16 protein-coding genes are annotated in these 18064 nt (G+C 40.7%); 12 read left to right on the forward strand and 4 right to left on the reverse strand.

Annotated features, from left to right (window positions below; translation table 11 throughout):
• The first annotated feature begins 18 nt into the window (after positions 1–18).
• The 5 genes from ruvB to yajC are packed head-to-tail and all read left to right on the forward strand — an operon-like array spanning position 19 to position 5754.
• Positions 19–1026, forward strand: coding sequence for a Holliday junction branch migration DNA helicase RuvB (ruvB, locus tag UB51_RS02455; protein ID WP_044875915.1), 1008 nt, complete (start codon positions 19–21; stop codon positions 1024–1026).
• Positions 1027–1078: 52 nt separating this feature from the next.
• Complete coding sequence (locus tag UB51_RS02460; protein WP_044875916.1) at positions 1079–3178, forward strand: SpoIID/LytB domain-containing protein; 2100 nt, start codon at positions 1079–1081, stop codon at positions 3176–3178.
• Between the two features lie 7 nt (positions 3179–3185).
• Positions 3186–4214, forward strand: coding sequence for a tRNA preQ1(34) S-adenosylmethionine ribosyltransferase-isomerase QueA (queA, locus tag UB51_RS02465; protein ID WP_044875917.1), 1029 nt, complete (start codon positions 3186–3188; stop codon positions 4212–4214).
• A gap of 36 nt (positions 4215–4250) precedes the next feature.
• Positions 4251–5390: a tRNA guanosine(34) transglycosylase Tgt gene (gene tgt / locus UB51_RS02470; protein WP_044875918.1), complete on the forward strand. Its 1140-nt coding sequence runs from the start codon at positions 4251–4253 to the stop codon at positions 5388–5390.
• 49 nt (positions 5391–5439) lie between these two features.
• Positions 5440–5754 carry a preprotein translocase subunit YajC gene (gene yajC / locus UB51_RS02475; protein WP_044875919.1) on the forward strand — a complete coding sequence of 105 codons (315 nt, stop codon included), beginning with the start codon at positions 5440–5442 and terminating at the stop codon, positions 5752–5754.
• Between the two features lie 79 nt (positions 5755–5833).
• On the opposite strand, the gene UB51_RS02480 is transcribed toward yajC, so the two are convergent.
• Together UB51_RS02480 and UB51_RS02485 are read right to left on the reverse strand one after the other, a co-directional pair.
• The gene (locus UB51_RS02480) at positions 5834–6652 is read right to left on the reverse strand and encodes a phosphatase PAP2 family protein (protein ID WP_052675736.1); all 819 of its coding nucleotides are present in this window, start codon (positions 6650–6652) and stop codon (positions 5834–5836) included.
• Positions 6653–6729: 77 nt separating this feature from the next.
• Entirely contained in the window at positions 6730–7125 is a 396-nt protein-coding gene (locus UB51_RS02485; RefSeq protein ID WP_044875920.1) for a TIGR04086 family membrane protein, read from the reverse strand.
• Positions 7126–7311: 186 nt separating this feature from the next.
• Between UB51_RS02485 and UB51_RS02490 the strand changes: the two genes are divergently transcribed.
• Positions 7312–8034, forward strand: coding sequence for a DUF421 domain-containing protein (locus UB51_RS02490; protein ID WP_044875921.1), 723 nt, complete (start codon positions 7312–7314; stop codon positions 8032–8034).
• On the opposite strand, the gene spoVB is transcribed toward UB51_RS02490, so the two are convergent.
• Positions 8031–9596, reverse strand: a complete 1566-nt coding sequence (spoVB, locus tag UB51_RS02495; RefSeq protein ID WP_044879848.1) for a stage V sporulation protein B — start codon at positions 9594–9596, stop codon at positions 8031–8033. The genes UB51_RS02490 and spoVB overlap by 4 nt on opposite strands.
• A gap of 216 nt (positions 9597–9812) precedes the next feature.
• Here spoVB and UB51_RS02500 point away from each other — a divergent pair, with 216 nt between their 5' ends.
• From UB51_RS02500 to UB51_RS02525, 6 genes are all read left to right on the forward strand, one after another.
• On the forward strand, positions 9813–10046 hold the full coding sequence (locus UB51_RS02500) for a post-transcriptional regulator (RefSeq protein WP_445322364.1): 234 nt from the start codon (positions 9813–9815) through the stop codon (positions 10044–10046).
• Between the two features lie 130 nt (positions 10047–10176).
• Complete coding sequence (secD, locus tag UB51_RS02505) at positions 10177–11427, forward strand: protein translocase subunit SecD (RefSeq protein WP_044875923.1); 1251 nt, start codon at positions 10177–10179, stop codon at positions 11425–11427.
• Complete coding sequence (gene secF, locus UB51_RS02510) at positions 11417–12319, forward strand: protein translocase subunit SecF (protein WP_044875924.1); 903 nt, start codon at positions 11417–11419, stop codon at positions 12317–12319. The genes secD and secF overlap by 11 nt, the downstream gene beginning before the upstream one ends.
• Before the next feature lie 169 nt (positions 12320–12488).
• Positions 12489–13436 (forward strand): cation diffusion facilitator family transporter, encoded by a 948-nt coding sequence (locus tag UB51_RS02515; protein WP_044875925.1) that lies wholly within the window; start codon positions 12489–12491, stop codon positions 13434–13436.
• 52 nt (positions 13437–13488) lie between these two features.
• Positions 13489–15888, forward strand: a complete 2400-nt coding sequence (gene recJ / locus UB51_RS02520) for a single-stranded-DNA-specific exonuclease RecJ (protein WP_044875926.1) — start codon at positions 13489–13491, stop codon at positions 15886–15888.
• Between the two features lie 38 nt (positions 15889–15926).
• Positions 15927–16445: an adenine phosphoribosyltransferase gene (locus UB51_RS02525; protein ID WP_044875927.1), complete on the forward strand. Its 519-nt coding sequence runs from the start codon at positions 15927–15929 to the stop codon at positions 16443–16445.
• Between the two features lie 111 nt (positions 16446–16556).
• Here the strand turns inward: UB51_RS02525 and uraA are convergent, their stop codons facing one another.
• Entirely contained in the window at positions 16557–17864 is a 1308-nt protein-coding gene (gene uraA, locus UB51_RS02530) for a uracil permease (RefSeq protein ID WP_044875928.1), read from the reverse strand.
• Positions 17865–18064: the final 200 nt, after the last annotated feature.

Below are 18064 nucleotides of genomic sequence, written 5' to 3' on the forward strand. Positions count from 1 at the left end.
AAGAGGTGCGGTTAATTAATGGAAGATCGGATTATATCAGCAAATTTAATGATGGAAGATCAGGCGGTGGAGCTTAGTCTCCGTCCTCGCTATTTAGCGGAATATATCGGACAGAATCAAGTGAAAGAAAATATGAAGATTTACATTGAAGCTGCAAAAATGCGTAGCGAAGCGTTAGATCACGTACTACTCTATGGTCCCCCTGGACTCGGCAAAACAACGCTAGCTAACATTATTGCAAATGAGTTAGGCGTGAATCTGCGTACGACATCTGGACCCGCTATTGTTCGTCCTGGAGATTTAGCAGCATTGCTCACGAATCTTCAAGAGGGAGATGTTCTCTTTATAGATGAGATTCATCGTTTACATCGTACTGTAGAAGAAGTGTTATATCCGGCCATGGAAGATTTCGCTCTGGATATTATGATTGGTAAAGGACCCAGTGCTCGTTCTGTGAGATTGGACCTGCCGCCCTTTACATTGATAGGAGCTACGACCCGTGCTGGGCTTCTTTCCGCACCGTTGAGGGACCGTTTCGGTGTAGTTAGTCGGCTAGAGTACTATAGTGTAGATGAATTGAGTTATATCGTATCTAGAGGCGCTGATATTTTTGGCATAGAGATTGTGGGGAATGCAGCAGATGAAATCGCACTCAGGTCTCGGGGGACTCCTCGGATAGCCAACAGACTTCTGAGACGGGTACGTGATTACGCTCAAGTACGTGGCGATGGGATGATCACACAAGATATTGCAGAACAGGCGCTCAAAATGCTTCAAGTCGATCCTAGAGGGCTTGACCAGATTGACTATAAGATTCTCCATTCCATGATCACGAGCTTTCGTGGTGGGCCTGTAGGGCTGGATACGATTGCTGCAACGATTGGTGAAGAGAGCCAAACGATTGAGGATGTATATGAGCCCTATTTATTACAGATTGGTTTCTTACAACGAACTCCAAGAGGAAGAATGGTGTCGCCTACGGGTTATCAACATCTAGGTCTTCCACTACCTCCAGAACATCATTGATGTTAAGCGGGGAAGAATTTTATGCTTAATCACTAGAAAGGGAGAGAAATAGATGATAAAAAAATTCAGCAGAAGAAGTAAGAATTGGCTCAGTAAAGGAATTTTGGCTATCGTCATTACAGCGGCATGTTTTCAAGTGCCTAGTGAAGCTCTAGCAATTTCTAATGATACGGTAAGAGTTGCACTTTTTCTAAATTTAGGTAGCACGTATAAGTCAACGGTTCCCGCCGTGACGCTTCAATCGGAGAATAATTGGAGCATTGGTGAGAATGGGGCAGATGGATATCAAGCTTGGATTTCCTTTGCAGCTAATACCCAAGCACGTTTCAGTGTAGATCAATATCGAGTTAAAGTATTAGAGACAACCGATTGGAAAACAGCAACAGATGCATCACAGAAACTTTCAGGAACAAGTGATAAGCCGATGCTATTTAGTATTTCCCAAAATGGAAAGTCAGTATACCAACTTTATTCTGGTATATATGCGAGTGAGCAAGAGGCTGCAGCGGCTATATCTCGTGTATCTAAGACGGTAGTTGCTCAATTGAATGGTCAGACTCCTACGGTGAAGGGAAATAACTATTTATCCGCAGGCATGTATAGAACTGAGGCTCAGGCTGAATTACAGAGAGCCAAGTTTAACGATGCAGGTATGGATGCAGCAGTGGTTATTTTACCTACAGAGAGTTATTCATATGCTGTGTGGGTAGGAGAAGCAGCGAATAGCAATGAACTGACAGCTATCAAGAGTCAGGCAAATAAGTTATTACCGAAGATAACGCTAGGTGACGTTGAGCTGAATATTCCTGCACTCATAAAAAGACAGGATGTTGGATTGAATCTGAAGACAGCACAATCCGTCGATCATTATCAAATCGTTGATCCTTTGACTAAGTTATGGATTCCAGCAAACGCAGAGGGAACGAAAGTAATAGAAAGATCCCAACGAAGCTATCGTGGTGCTTTCGAGATCAGCTCCTATAATGGACAATTGTCTCTTGTAAATGAGGTACCAATTGACCAGTATTTATATTCAGTAGTAGGTGGAGAAGTTCCTTCTTCTTGGGCAGAAGAGGCATTGAAAACGCAAGCCGTAGCTGCTAGAAGTTATGCTAAATTCCAAAATAACAAATTTAAAATTGCAGACGTAGTGGATACGACACTAAGCCAAGTATATCAAGGAATAAGTTCCGAAGCTCCGAGCATCACAAATGCTGTTGATGCTACGCAGGGTGAAGTTCTTATGAAGGATGGTAAGGTGGTAGAAGCTATATTCTCCTCGAATAGTGGAGGCGTGACAGCCGATTCCAGCGAAGTATGGAATAATGTGAATGATACGTTTGCAAGTGTAGCAAGTGAAGAAGATATATCCGCGCAAAAAAACTTGAAAATGTGGTATTATGTACTTTTGAATAATGGCGTTACAGGATTTATCCGTGAAGATAATGTAAAAGAGCTAGCAGGCACAATAAATGCAGGTCTTGGACAGTTAACGGTAACTGCTAAAGATACCAATGTACGTCCGCTTCCACTTATCCAGTCTAGCGTGAGTGCTGTTGGCAAGCTTAATCCAGGGGATACAGCTACTATTCTGGACAAAGTATCTGAATCCAATTCGTATTCATGGGTTAGAGGTCCTTATACTTCTGAAGAATTACTTAAATCTATGCAAGGCAAGACAACAACCAAGTTACCTAGTTCTATAAGTACACTTGAGGTGACTAAACGGGGTCCATCGGGACGAGTTATTGAGATGCAGGTAAACGGGCAAGTTCTAGAGGTGAAATATGCAGACATTTTCCGTTCTGCACTTAATGGGTTGCCAAGTACGCTATTTGATATTGTACCTATCGGAAGTTATACTGAATTAGGCTCTGACAGTACAACGGTTAAAGCAACAATGCCATCGCCTTTTTCAGCGATTTCTACTTTTGGAGGCAACAGTTTCAGTAATACACAAACGCCCATTATGAACGCTGACTCAAAGGCAAATGCTTTGAACAAAAGTCAGAAGTTTTTATTTGTAGGACGAGGTAATGGTCACGGCTTGGGACTCTCGCAATGGGGAGCCAAGGGGATGGCAGATGATGGGAATAATTATCAGGATATTTTGAAACACTATTATCAAAATGTCACTATTGTTAAGGAATGACGACACCATGGATGTAGAGTTATATAATTTTGACCTACCAGAACGATTAATTGCACAGACACCATTATTAGACCGAAGCTCTTCACGTCTGTTAACTTTAAATAAAGAGGACGGAAGTATTAAGCACGAGTCTTTCACAGCAATATTGGATTATTTACAATCAGGAGATACACTTGTGCTGAATGATACACGTGTTATTCCCGCTAGATTATTCGGTACAAAGGAAGATACAGGAGCGAAAGCAGAAGTGTTGCTGCTCAAAAATGTGAGCGAGGATCGTTGGGAAGCTCTTGTTAAGCCAGGTAAGAAGTTAAAAAAGGGAAATGTGATTCATTTCAGCGATGAGCTACAGGCTGTCATTGAAGAAGAGGGAGAGATGGGAGCGCGCATTCTTTCTTTTAACTATAAGGGCGTGTTTCAGGAAATTCTAGATCGGCTCGGACAGATGCCACTTCCACCTTACATTAAAGAAAAGTTGAATGATCGTGAACGTTATCAGACTGTATATGCACGTCATGAAGGTTCAGCTGCGGCACCTACGGCAGGTCTTCATTTCACAGATGAATTATTGGATGAGATACGTGCCAAGGGAGTGACTGTAACATTCATCACTTTGCATGTAGGACTAGGTACATTTAGACCGATGTCAGTAGAACGTGTCGAAGACCACGTCATGCATGAAGAATATTACTCTATATCCCAAGAGACAGCGGACTTGTTAAATAATGCCCGTAACCGTGGGGGAAGAATAATAGCTGTAGGTACGACTTCATGTAGAACTCTTGAAACTATTGGACAACAATGTGGTGAAGGTCCTCTCTCAGCAAGTAGTGGATGGACGAATATCTTCATGTATCCTGGGCATCAATTTACAGTAGTGAACGCATTGATCACGAACTTCCATTTACCTAAATCAACTTTAGTGATGTTAGTTAGTGCCTTGGCAGGAAGAGATCATGTATTAGAAGCGTATAAGGAAGCGGTGAAAGAGCAGTATCGTTTCTTCAGCTTCGGTGATGCTATGTTTATTTATTAAATACAGAAGAATGGCTTATTAAGGAAGGAATATACTATGGTAGCTGCAATTACTTACGAACATATTAAGACATGTAAACAGTCAGGAGCTCGTCTCGGACGAGTTCATACTCCGCACGGTGTTATTGAGACACCTACATTTATGCCTGTAGGAACACTGGCCACGGTAAAAACAATGAGTCCAGAAGAGCTTAAGCAGATGGATGCTCAGATTATTTTGAGTAACACGTATCATCTATTTCTTCGACCAGGACACGATATTATTCGTGAAGCGGGTGGGCTTCATAAATTTATGAACTGGGATCGCCCCATTCTCACAGACAGTGGTGGCTTTCAAGTATTTAGTCTGAGTGAAATGCGTAAAATTACGGAAGAGGGTGTTCATTTTCGTTCTCATCTAAACGGAGATAAATTATTCCTTTCCCCAGAGGTTGCAATGGAAATTCAGAATGCACTTGGGTCTGATATTATGATGGCATTTGATGAATGTCCACCTTATCCTGCAGAATATGATTACTTAAAGAAATCACTTGAACGAACTAGTCGTTGGGCTGAACGTTGTTTGGAAAGTCATGCTAGACCACAGGATCAAGGGCTGTTCGCTATTGTTCAGGGTGGTATGTATGAAGATTTACGCAAACAGAGTGCGCGTGATTTGACTTCCATGGATTTCCCGGGGTATGCTATTGGAGGACTGAGCGTTGGAGAGTCTAAGCAGCTGATGTATGATGTTTTAGATTACACAGTTCCACTGCTTCCTAGCAATAAACCTCGTTATTTAATGGGTGTGGGATCACCGGATGCGCTCTTAGAGGGGTCTATTCGTGGAGTGGATATGTTCGATTGTGTCTTACCGACTCGGATTGCCCGAAATGGGACAACGATGACAAGCCAAGGTAGACTTGTTATTCGGAATGCAAAATATGCACGTGATTTTGGTCCTCTAGATCCAGCATGTGATTGCTATACATGTCGAAATTATTCGAGAGCTTATTTACGGCATTTGATTAAAGCAGATGAGACCTTCGGACTGAGACTGACTACATACCACAACTTGCATTTCTTGCTAGATTTAATGCGCAAGGTCCGCGAGAGTATTATGGAAGACAGATTGCTTGATTTTCGTGATGAGTTTTTCGAACAGTATGGTCTGTATGAGAACCTCAAAGGTTTTTAAGACAGGAATTGAACTAGAAACTGGAAAGTTATTTTAAGGGGGAAGAAGAATGTTTGAATTTGCAGGTGCACCAGGAGGAGACGGAGCGGGATCTATATTTCAATTAATTTGGCCATTTGTTCTAATGTTTGCGATCTTTTATTTTTTGCTAATCCGTCCACAACAGAAGAAACAAAAGAAACGCGCTTCAATGTTAAGTGCTCTACAAAAGGGAGATAAAATTGTAACCATTGGTGGTCTTCATGGTACAATTTTGGAAATAACAGATGATATCGTTGTTATTCGTGTTAATGATGTAACGAAACTTACCTTCGACCGTAGTGCAATCAGTCAAGGTGTTCGTTCTGAGGATGCGTCAGTGTAACCAATCTTTAACTTAAAAACCTAACAAATAGAGGTTGTCCTATCCGCCATAAGGGCGTAGGGCAACCTCTATTTCCAGTTTATAAGGATGGAAGCTTGGTGCCTTCTTTCTTTATCGTACGCTTGGCCATATAAATTCCAAATGAGGATGCAAATACGCCAAGCAGTGTTCCTGCGATCATATCGGTCAACCAGTGAATTCCAAGGTAGAAAATGCTGAATAGAATAATAACAGAGCTAATTCCAGTTATGATTCTCCAGCGCATGTTACCTGATCGTGCGGCTAGAAGCATGATGGTAACTGAGAGAGATGTATGAAGACTTGGGAAGCAGTTATTTAGACCCGATAAAGGTCTATATTCTTGTTCAAATTTAGGAAATACATCTAACATTAAGAATGATACTCCGGCAGGAGGATGAGACCACACTTCATTCACCGGAAATAGTACATAAAAAGGGATAGCTACGGCATAATTCGTAATAATTGCAAAACAAATGGCGTATACGAGAACTTTATTTCGATCAATAATGTAGACTCCGATAGAACCAACCAAGAGAGATTGGAACACGATGATGTAAAAGAACACAGTAATCTGAGTAACGTATGGGTTACTGAAGATGTGCTGAACGGATTGTACAAAATGACCCTCCAGAGCATAAATCCAAGGAGTAAAGTCCGCATTGTAATCTAAGGATTCTTCAAAACTTAGCTCATACTTATTCAATAAAAGAATACAGATGACAGCTAACAGTAATACAAGAAACCTTCGTGATTTTATGAGATCCATGATGAATTTTCCGACGGGTAACAATGGAAATCTTAGAGTTCCTAACCAAATGAGTATAATGACTACACCTATAGTTGCTAATGAAATAGTTCCTAACGAATTGTACAGCACAACGTAAGTATCCTCCTCTTAATAGCATAACTTGCAATATTGTACCACAATTTGCTGATAAGAGACTAACAGATATTTTAGCGTTGATTACGCATATTAACTCCGAACATTCCTCCGAAGGAGCCTAAGACGTAAGCTGCTGCAATCCAAATCAATTTACTTAAAGAAAAGGAATTATCCAATGCGAGGAAACCTATAATCAGAATGATCACTCCATATAAGGCTCCTGTTAATCCACCCTGATACCAACCTTTGCGTCCGGATCTTTTACCAGATACTAAACCACCAATACTTACTGCACAAGCATGCACTACATAAGTATAGGCAGTTAAATCATCCTCTTTCATACCGCTTAACCACAAAAACAAGGATAAAATAAATGCACCGATCATCATCCAAGAGAAGGCGTAACATAACCCCGCTAGAATTGGATTAGTGATCCGTAGTGAGAATAGCCGTCGGATCTGTTGCATGTAAAAACCTCCTTTATTGTCCATATGTTACTGTCATTGTATGACTAGGCTTGCCCCAGTAGTACAACTCTATAGATTCTGAAAAAATAAGGATATGATAGTGCTTTTCTAATGTATGAATAGTGCTTGCAAAGCTAAAAATATAAAAAGTATTCATAAAAAAGAAGCCGAAGGGAGCGGATATAAGTGCCAGCCGATATTAGCATTTACATCTTTAGAACGCTTTTTTTGTATTTCCTTATCTTCTTAACCTTGCGTGTAATGGGGAAGCGTGAGATTGGAAAACTGTCTATCTTTGATCTGGTCATTTCCATAATGATTGCTGAAATAGCGGTATTTGTGTTGGAGGATATTAAGCGTCCTCTTTACGAAGGAATAGTCCCTATGGCCACGCTTGTCGTTGTACAGGTTCTAATTGCGTATCTTTCTTTAAAGAATCGGAAAATACGTCAATTATTTGATGGTAAACCGACAGTATTGATCTCTAACGGTAACATCCATCGGGATGCTATGAAAAAACAACGATATAATTTAGATGATCTTATGTTCCAAATGCGTGGTCAAAATATTGATAATGTTGCTGATGTAGAGTTTGCTATTTTGGAGACAACAGGACAGTTAACAGTAATCCCCAAAGATTCGCAGTCGGAAAACAAGACAAGATCCAATAAAAAGATATTTATTCCAGCTGGAAAGGTTACATACACGGGACTACCAATACCGCTAATTATGGACGGGATAGTCCAAGATGAAAGCTTGAAAATAATTAATAAGACACGATTCTGGCTTAAAAACCAAATTCGTTCTAAAGGCGCTGAAGAGTTCTCAGATGTGTTCTTCTGTTCTATCGACCATAAAGGAGAATTAAATGTAGATCTGTTAGATAAGCCAAGTGAGCCTTCTAACTAACGGAACCAATGATTTAGAATAGGAATCCTCCCTAAATCACGACGTGATACTAACTTGATTGTGAAAATGACGATCATATATAAGGTCATGCCTATGAAAGCAGACAGCAGAAATTGTAGCCATGCTATGTGATGAAAAGGCATATGGACGAAGCCCAATTGCGTACCACCGGCCATAATGAGCATGGCGGCTACAATTTTGAAGAAATCGAAATACTTGAAGCGAAAAGATAGCATTCTAATGACACTTACGCTATGAAGTAGGGTTACAATGATACTGTTGACAATAATGGCTATAACGGCTCCGTATATTCCAAATTCAGGTTGGGATGATAAGTACCAAATGATGAACAGTTTGATGATAGCGCCAATTAGCGTGTTACGTAGAGCTTTTCCTGGACGATCTAATGCTTGTAAAGTTGCTTGTAGTGGAGCCTGTACATACAAGAACAAAGCAAAGGGAGCCATCATGCGCAACATTTCTGAAATGCTGTCATTGTTGTAAAGCAATTGACAGAGTGGTGATGATAGAATAAACATCAGAACTGAGAAGGGAGCTCCGGTGACAAGTGCCAACCTTAGTGTCTGATTAAGCCTCTTATGGATGGTCACTAGATCATTACGTGCCGCAGCTTCTGACAGTGAAGGTACGAGAGATACGGCTAGCGAAGAGGTTAGTGCCCCAGGTATAAGCAATAAAGGTATGATCATGCCCTGTAAAGCCCCATATTGAGCTGTAGCAACAGATGTAGCTAGTCCAGCTACAATTAGACTTTGTGCTGTAATAATGGACTCAAATAAGTAGGAGAAGGACCCTACAAGCTTTCCGGCAGTGACAGGGATCGTTATTCTCAGCAATCTTTTGAGAAAATGACGGTCTGTAACATTCTTTTGTGTGGATTCTGAACTCTCAGTTATGTCGGAGTGATTTCTATTCTCTGCATGATATTGCCCTAGCAATATAAGTAAGCCTATAAATTCTCCAGCCATGACCCCTAGCATAGCACCTGCTGCTGCGAACTCAATTCCTTTAGGAAGGAGTAAGTAAGAGAACCACAGTACACAAACAATTCGAACTAATGTCTCTACAATGGAGGAGACAGCTGAGGGGATCATATTCTGCTTACCTTGAAAATATCCTCTGTATACAGAAGAGACCGCTATGATGACAAGCATAGGACTCATACTTACAAATGTGTGATATACTCTCGGGTCTGTCAGAATGACTTGGGTTATCCAAGGGGCAAAAAGTATAGCTAGTATCATGAATACAATACTTAGGCTTAAGGTTAAGCTTAGACTGATACGTAGAATAAGTTTTGAAGATTGGGGTTTACCCGCTGCTTCAGCTTCTGACACAAGTTTGGCTACAGCAAGGGGGATACCTCCCGTAATAAGAGTCATTAAGACTAGAAAGAAAGGATATCCTAATTGGTATATTCCAACTCCTTCAGCACCAATAATCCGGGGTAATGCAATTCTTGGGATAAATCCTAATACGCGATTAATGATGCCTGCTACTAATAATATTAGGGTTCCTTGGATAAATGTCTGCCTTTTTATCTTATTCAATGCTCACTCCCTCTTCCCCGGCCAGAACGCTAGTAGACCTTTTGTATATGGATATGCTCAACCTGTCCATTCTCATGACTTGGGTTTGAAAGAAGATTACATAAAAAAGAGGAAATGCTGGTTGGAAGGGCGAATTAAGATGTTGATATAGCCGATCGGACATCATGGAGAGGAGCAACACATGTGGGAGTTGAGGAAATAAGCAACATGCAGTTTGATGTAGACATTCAAATGATGTGTAAGAGTAAGGCAGAAGAATTCAGACTCATCGGGTATGAGCACGTGACAGGTAAAGATATCTGGACTTGTGTCAGCTCGAAATATGCGAAGGAAGGAATCCCTCCTCTCTATAAGCTGGCTAATGATATTTTATCTTTGAAGGTAACTAGTTTTATGAACTTTATGACGATGTCTGCTTATCGAGGAGCCACTTTCGATTAAGAAAGAGGTCCTTTTTATTTTATCCATATTTATAGGTTATTATTGAGTATACAAATATTGATAAATTGACTGCATTTTAACGCATAGCTATAATAGGAATATTGAGAACGAAAGGGGAACTAAGAACGGCATGAAAAGAATTATTACTTTTATCGTAACCATACTCGTATTATCTGGTGTAATGGCCGTGTCAAGCCCGGGGTTGCTGGACAAAGTCCGGTTGGGTCTAGACCTTAAGGGAGGATTTGAGATTCTCTATGAGGCTCAGCCCATTGAAGCAGGACAAAAAGTTACCACGGAATCACTAAACCAGACTGCTAAAAGCCTAGAGAAGCGTGCTAACGTTCTAGGTACAAGTGAACCGGAAGTTACAACGGAAGGCGCTAACCGGATTCGTCTTAAGATTGCCGGAGTTACCGATGAGGCAGAAGTTAGAAAAAAAATGAAAGAACCTGCTAATCTCACATTCCGCAGCGCAAATGGATGTAAAGACGCGACGGATTTTTGTAAGATTGAATTATTGGGTAGTGATTTCAAAGAAAATGGGGCAGAAGTACGTTATAATACCCTGAACCAACCTGAGATTAGCATCACAGTAAAGGACAAGGCCAAATTTGCTGAGGTAACCAAACGCTTAATTGGTAAAGAATTAGGAATTTATTTAGATGAAACTCAGCTTTCCGCTCCTGTTGTAAACTCGGAATTGACAGATGGGAATGCATCGATTACAGGTAATTACACTATGGAAGAAGCTAATACTATTCGTGATACGATTAACCTAGGTGCCTTACCTTTGAAACTAACAGAGAAATATTCTCAAAGCGTAGGGGCTACACTAGGTAAACAGTCGCTAGATAAAACGATCCAAGCGGGTCTGATAGCGTCAGCTTTTATTCTTATATTCATGATAGGAATGTATCGTTTACCAGGTATATTAGCTAGTTTTGCATTGATCTTGCACACATGGCTATTAATTCTTGTATTTGTTGCGGCGGATTTCACCTTAACACTTCCTGGTATTGCTGCATTTATTCTAGGGATTGGTATGGCTGTGGATGCCAATATTATTACGAATGAACGGATTAGAGAAGAAATGCGTAATGGAAGAAGTGTTATGTCTGCTGTTAAATTAGGGAATAAATCTTCGTTCCGTACGATTCTCGATTCCAATATTACGACTATCATTGTTGCAGGCGTCATGTTCGCATATGGAACGGGTGCTGTAAAAGGATTTGCGTTAGTGCTCATTGTAGAAATCGTATTGAGTATTGCCACGAACGTTTACTTCTCCCATTTCTTGCTTACCCTTCTGGTTAAAGCAGGTTTGCTTAAAAAGCCCAAGCAATTTGGGGTAAAGGAGAGTGAAATTCGTGCGCTTTAAAAAAGAATTTGATTTTGTTGGTGTGAGCAAGTATTTCTATACGATCTCTATTATCCTAACTATTGTTGGTATAATCTGCCTTAGCGTTTTTGGATTGAATTATGGTGTTGATTTTCGTGCTGGATCTAACGTAGATATATCTACGTCTAAAGCTCTTACAAGTGCTGAAGTACAACCCATTCTTAAAGAAATTGGGATTGGCGAGGATGCCAGTATTACTCCTGGCGACAAGCGGATTAATATTCGATTTACTGAAGTGCTAAATGAGGATCAGGATCATGCACTCAAGGCAGCTATTCTGAAGCTGGACAAGACGGCTTCCTTTGAGATTAACACGGTCGATACAGAAATGGCTAAAGAGCTTGGTCGTAATGCGATCTATGCTGTTCTGATTTCCTGTATCGGGATCATTATTTATGTGGGTATTCGATTTGAATGGCGCTTTGCTTTGGCAGCCATACTAGCTCTTCTCCATGATGCTTTCATGGTAATCACGGTATTCTCCATCTTCCGTCTTGAAGTTGATTTGATATTTATTACAGCGGTACTGACGATCATCGGTTATTCGATTAATGATACAATCGTTATATTTGACCGTATCCGTGAGAATCTGCGATTCAGTAAAACGAAAACACATGATGATATAGTAGTACTGGTTAATAAGAGTGTGAATCAGATGATTCTTCGATCTCTTTACACCGCACTTACTGTATTCATTGCAGCATTCTTCCTTTACTTATTTGGAGGAGAATCGATTAAAATGTTCTCGTTAGCTATGGTAATTGGATTGGTATTCGGTGCTTACTCTTCGATCTTTATTGCGAGCCCATTCTGGGTGTTACTTAAGAGCAAACAAAAGACTCAAAAGGCAAGTAATCCTTCAAAAGTTTAAGAAATTATATTATAAGGAAAGCCGCGTCAAAGACGACGCGGCTTTCTAAATGATGTACTCTGTATTTGTTCTTACAGTATCACACACCGTCGGTTACATATGTGACTGTGACGGCTCCGCCATATTTCGACTTGAATATCGGCATTGCAGTTGCTAGAGGGGGGCTAATGTGAGTATTGAACATTCATCACAATCTGAAAGCATCACTTGGACAGGAATCATTGGGGATTTAGTACTTGCGGTCACAAAAGGAGCGGTGGGTTATTTCTCTGAAAGTAAAGCATTACTTGGAGATGCCTTGTACTCAGCAATAGGAGCTGCAACTTCATTAGCTGATAAGCTTCCATGGACAAGAAAGAGATATGACCAGGGTAAGAAACGATCTGGTAGAATAGAATCGGTAGTAGCTGTTCTGATTTCCGTATTGGTACTAATGGGGGGGCTGCAAATTGCCGCTGCCGCTATTTGGGACCTTTCTTCTGATCAAGTACAGGCACCCGAAGGCTATGCACTTATTGCTATTTTTTGTTCTATTGCTATTAAAGAGGCTATTTTTCAATACCAATATCGACAATCTAAGAATATCAGTGATGGGAAGCATAGAAGTTATATAACAAATCATCGCTATGAAATATATACATCTCTAATTGTATTTATAGGTGTATTTCTATCGATGGTTGGTGATACGTATAGTTGGCCATGGCTATTATATATGGACTCTGTGGCAGCTTTGTTAATGTCATGTATTGTTCTTAGACGTGGATATATGCTCATTGTGAATGCCGTACAAGGTAAAATAGCTCAGCAAGAGCTTGAGGAAGAGAACTCCACCAATTTCATAGATACGGTTCAACGAGTACATGGGGTTATTACGGTAGACGATCTGAAAGCACAGGAACAAGGGCATTACGTCATTATTCATGTAAGAATAAGTGTGAATCCACGTATTACAGTATTTGAAGCACACGATATTGCAGAATGTGCTAAAAAACTTCTTATGCATCGGTTCCTTCACGTTAGTGATGCTATTATACAAGTCGTTCCTTATGATGCAGGGTACCCTTATAAGTCCAATCATGATTTGTCAGATCGGGACCTCCCAACATTGCTTCAATGATGATAAATAATGGATGATTTAGAACACAGCAAGGAAAGATAGGTGAAGACCATTGCTTCATTCGAAGTATAAGTGGCATCCGCAAATCAGTGAAGCTAAGGAGACGGTTCACGAATTATCAGAGGCATTATCGCTTTCTCCATTATTGGCTTCTTTACTGGTGAATAGAGGTATGAACACCGTAGAAAAGGCCAACTTGTTTCTAAAAGGTAACATGGAAGATCTACATGATCCTTTTCTTCTTTTAGGGATGACAGAGGCTGTACCTAGAATCAAGAAGGCAATTGATAGCGAAGAGCATATATTAATATATGGTGACTATGATGCAGATGGCGTATCAAGTACATCTCTGATGATTCTTCTTATGCGTCATTTAGGTGCATCTTTCGATATTTATATTCCTCATCGTTCAAATGAAGGGTATGGACTTCATAACCATGCTTTAGATTGGGCTAATCAACAAGGTGTATCTCTGCTAATTACAGTAGATACTGGCATTAGTGCTGTGGATCAAATCGCCTATGCTAATTCGCTTGGAATGGATGTCATTGTTACAGATCACCATGAACCTCCAGCTATTTTGCCTGACGCCTATGCATTAATTAATCCTAAGCTACCAGGGTGCCCTTATCCCTTTAAAGCTCTGGCAGGGGTAGGTGTGGCTTATAAGCTGTCACAGGCGTTGCTAGGTAATCCTCCTAGGGACTGGACAGAACTTGTCGCTATCGGTACAATTGCTGATCTAATGCCGCTGACAGGAGAGAATCGAATTCTTGTACGAGATGGACTCGAATCCATGCGCAGCACATCGTTCCCTGGTATTCAGGCTTTGCTTGAGGTTAGTGCTGTAGTCAAGGAGAATGTAACTTCTACGAATGTTGCTTTTGGTATGGCTCCCAGAATTAATGCAAGTGGAAGATTGGATCATGCAGGGAGAGCTGTGGCTCTTCTAACGACAGAAGATGCTTCTGAGGCGCTAAGATTAGCTCATGAATTAGACGGTTTAAATAAACAGAGACAACAGGTTGTAGAAGATATTGTACAAGAGGCACTGGCACAGCTGGAAGACAAGATAAGTAAGCGGGGAGTTCCCTCTGTTATTGTTCTTGCAGGTGTAGGATGGAATGTTGGTGTTGTCGGCATTGTAGCTTCTAAAATATTAGAACGTTATTATCGACCTGTTATCATACTGGGTATTGATGAAGATACTGGCATGTGTAAAGGTTCGGCTCGGTCGATTCCTAACTTGGATATCTATAAAGCTTTAACTTCATGCGATCATCTAATGGATCATTATGGGGGGCATCCAGCCGCAGCAGGGATGAGTTTACATCGAGATCAGCTTACTGATTTTGAGGCCGCTTTAGATCAATATGCGGAAGGGATTTTAACGCCTGATGATCTTGTTCCTGTGACTGAGGCAGATGGGGAATGGGAGCTAACGGATCTACCCTTATCTGTAATCGAGGGAATGAAGCTACTTGAGCCATTTGGTATGGCTAATCCTGTACCACGTTTTGTTTTACGCGGTTTAGATCTTCAAGAGACTCGCACGATGGGGCGTGAGAGCCAACACCTTAAACTGTCTCTGCAACAGGGAAACAGTAAGCTGGATGCTGTAGCTTTTGGTCAAGGTGAGCTGGCTCAGGTATTGACACTAGGAGTTACACTAGATGTCATTGGAGAGCTTACGATCAATGAATGGAATGGAACTCGTAAGGTTCAGTTAATGTTACATGATTTTACAATACCTGAACGTCAGGTATTTGATTTCCGAGGAGCGCCAGATGCTAGTACTGAAATGAATCGTTTCCGGCAAATGTTAGGACCACGTCTTCGTGGAGCTTCTGCTGAAATTGCTGTTTTGTTTGATGAACAAAGACAACCTAACTTAAGAAATCAATTGGATGATCTATCTCTTTGGGTATATGATGAGACTGGAATTACAGCAGCTAATGCCAGTGCTGATACGTTCGGAAAAGAAGTCATTACGACGCTGTTCGTGTTAGATGCGCCTCAATCATCACGACAGTTAGACGAAATGTTATCTGCGTTTAACTCGTTAAACAATATTTTCATGCTACATCCAACACAGAATGGACGAGAGAAGCTTCAAATTCCTGATCGGGAATTGTTTAAAAAGCTGTATATTCTATTGTCTAGAATGGGGCAAGGACCTATACTAGAGAACGAAGTTCTTACTCAGCTTAGTCGTCAGTCTTCTGCTTCTGTAAGAATGCTCTCGAAGATGATGGAAGTATTTGAAGAGCTTTCCTTCATCGAGCGAAGAGACGGATATATCCGATTTGTTACGAAACCCTCTAAGAAAGATTTGGGGACATCACGTTATTTCCGGGAACTTGAGATTGTTGCGGAAATGGAGCAGTACCTTCTTTATGCCAACACTTCGCAACTGACGAGTTGGATGATAACCCGTTTACAGGGAGCTTAATGAAAGCATTATTGTATGATAATAGGAGGAGAATTCATTTGGATTTAAAAAATTATATTCGTGTCATTCCTGATTTCCCCCAGCCAGGAATCAGCTTTAAAGACATTACAACGTTACTTAGTGACGGTCCTATGTATCGCAAAGCGATTGATGAAATGAAAGAATTAGTACAACATCTTCAAATTGATGTCATTGCAGGTCCAGAAGCTCGTGGTTTTGTGGTGGGTGCACCCCTAGCCTATGCTTTAGGTGTTGGGTTTGTTCCCATTCGTAAGAGTGGGAAGCTTCCTTATAAAACGATTGAAGCAGGATACAATTTGGAATACGGTAATGATAGCTTAGCTATGCATATTGATGCTATTGAAAAAGGTCAGAACGTCTTGATTGCTGATGATCTTTTAGCTACAGGCGGCACGATTGCTACTTCTGTTAATTTAGTCCGTCAACTTGGAGGGAACGTGGTAGGAGCTGCATTCCTAATTGAATTGTTACCTTTGAATGGACGCGATAAATTGCCAGATGTTGAAGTCTTTACATTGCTAAACTACGAAGATTAATAGATTAGTTTCCCGGGAAATATATATGATGAGTAACCAAAAAACCTTTTCCTATAATTAGGAAAAGGTTTTTTGGTTACTACTATACTAAGCAGAGCGGAGCTGTTTAACTTAATTAGTTGGGGTTTCATCTTTGTGCTTCTCTTGTTCATTAGACAGTCCTAGCACTTCAATTAATTTAATGAATAGACTAAGTGCAATACCTACAATCGTAGCTAGAGCCATACCCTTAAGCTCTACATCCCATAGTGTTAGCTTCACACCACTCAAACCGACGACTAAGACAAGGGTTGCCATAATCATATTCGTTGCTTTGGAGAAGTCCACCTTCTGTTCTACAAATATTCGAAGCCCTGAGGCTGCGATGACACCGAATAGTAATAGGGATACTCCCCCCATAACGGCAGGCGGTATATTAGTGATTACAGAAGAGAAGGTACCAGAGAAGGATAACAGTATGGCAATAATAGCAGCACCACCAATAACAAATACAGAATATACTTTGGTTAGAGCCATGACCCCGATATTTTCACCATAGGTCGTATTTGGGGTTGAACCTACGAAGCCAGATGCAATGGTAGAAATTCCGTTCCCTAATAATGATCGGTGAAGGCCAGGATCTTTAGAAAGATTTTTCCCTACAATGTTACTAGTGACAAGTAAGTGACCTATATGTTCCACAACAACAACCAGAGAGACTGGAATGATCGTTAGGATCACAGATAAATCCCAGCTTGGTGTGGCTAGATGCGGAGTGGAGAAGAAGTTCGCTGCAGAAATGGCTTCAGTATTAACCTCACCCATGAAATAGGCTAAAGAATATCCGGAGATAATACCGATTAGAATATGAATGATTTTGGGGAATCCACGAAACATGAGGGCTCCGATAATGGTTATACCAAGGGTTGTCATGGATATAATGATTGTAGGCATGTATGGAATCCATGGATCGCCTGAATGATCAGGAGCAATTAATCCAGCCATACCTGCCGCTACAGGCACAAGTTCAAGTCCGATTGTTGCAACAACTGCGCCCATGATTGCGGGAGGGAATACAACATCAATCCAGCCTGTGCCAGCAAGTTTTACAATAAGTGCGACGATACAAAAAATAATTCCGGTAATAATAAAAGCTCCGAGGGCTAGAGAGTAGCCTTGATCTGGATGTGATTTAATAACAGCTAACACTGGGGCTATGAAGGCAAAGCTTGAGCCTAAATAAGCTGGGATTTTACCTTTACAAATGGCAATATAGAACAAGGTTCCAATACCGTTCATCAGTAGAATCATCCCAGGATCTACACCAAAAAGATTAGGTACTAATACTGTACTACCGAACATTGCGAATAAGTGCTGTAGGCTGAGTAAAAAACCTGGGCCAAAAGGTAGCCGTTCATTTACTTGAATTTCTCGTTGCAACGAAGCTCACTCCTAGGTTCTGATTTCAATCTTATATAGATTATATAGATTTGTTACAGATTTCAACTATATTTTTAGATTTGTTGACTTAGGTGTAGATTATGGGCAAAGACTTATCTGCCTTTGGTTCCCATGGATGAAGTGTTGACGTATTCGGCCTCAAGCGTCATAATTATATAAAATCACACGGAGGGAACCTG

Source organism: Paenibacillus sp. IHBB 10380, assembly GCF_000949425.1.
GTDB lineage: Bacteria > Bacillota > Bacilli > Paenibacillales > Paenibacillaceae > Paenibacillus_AQ.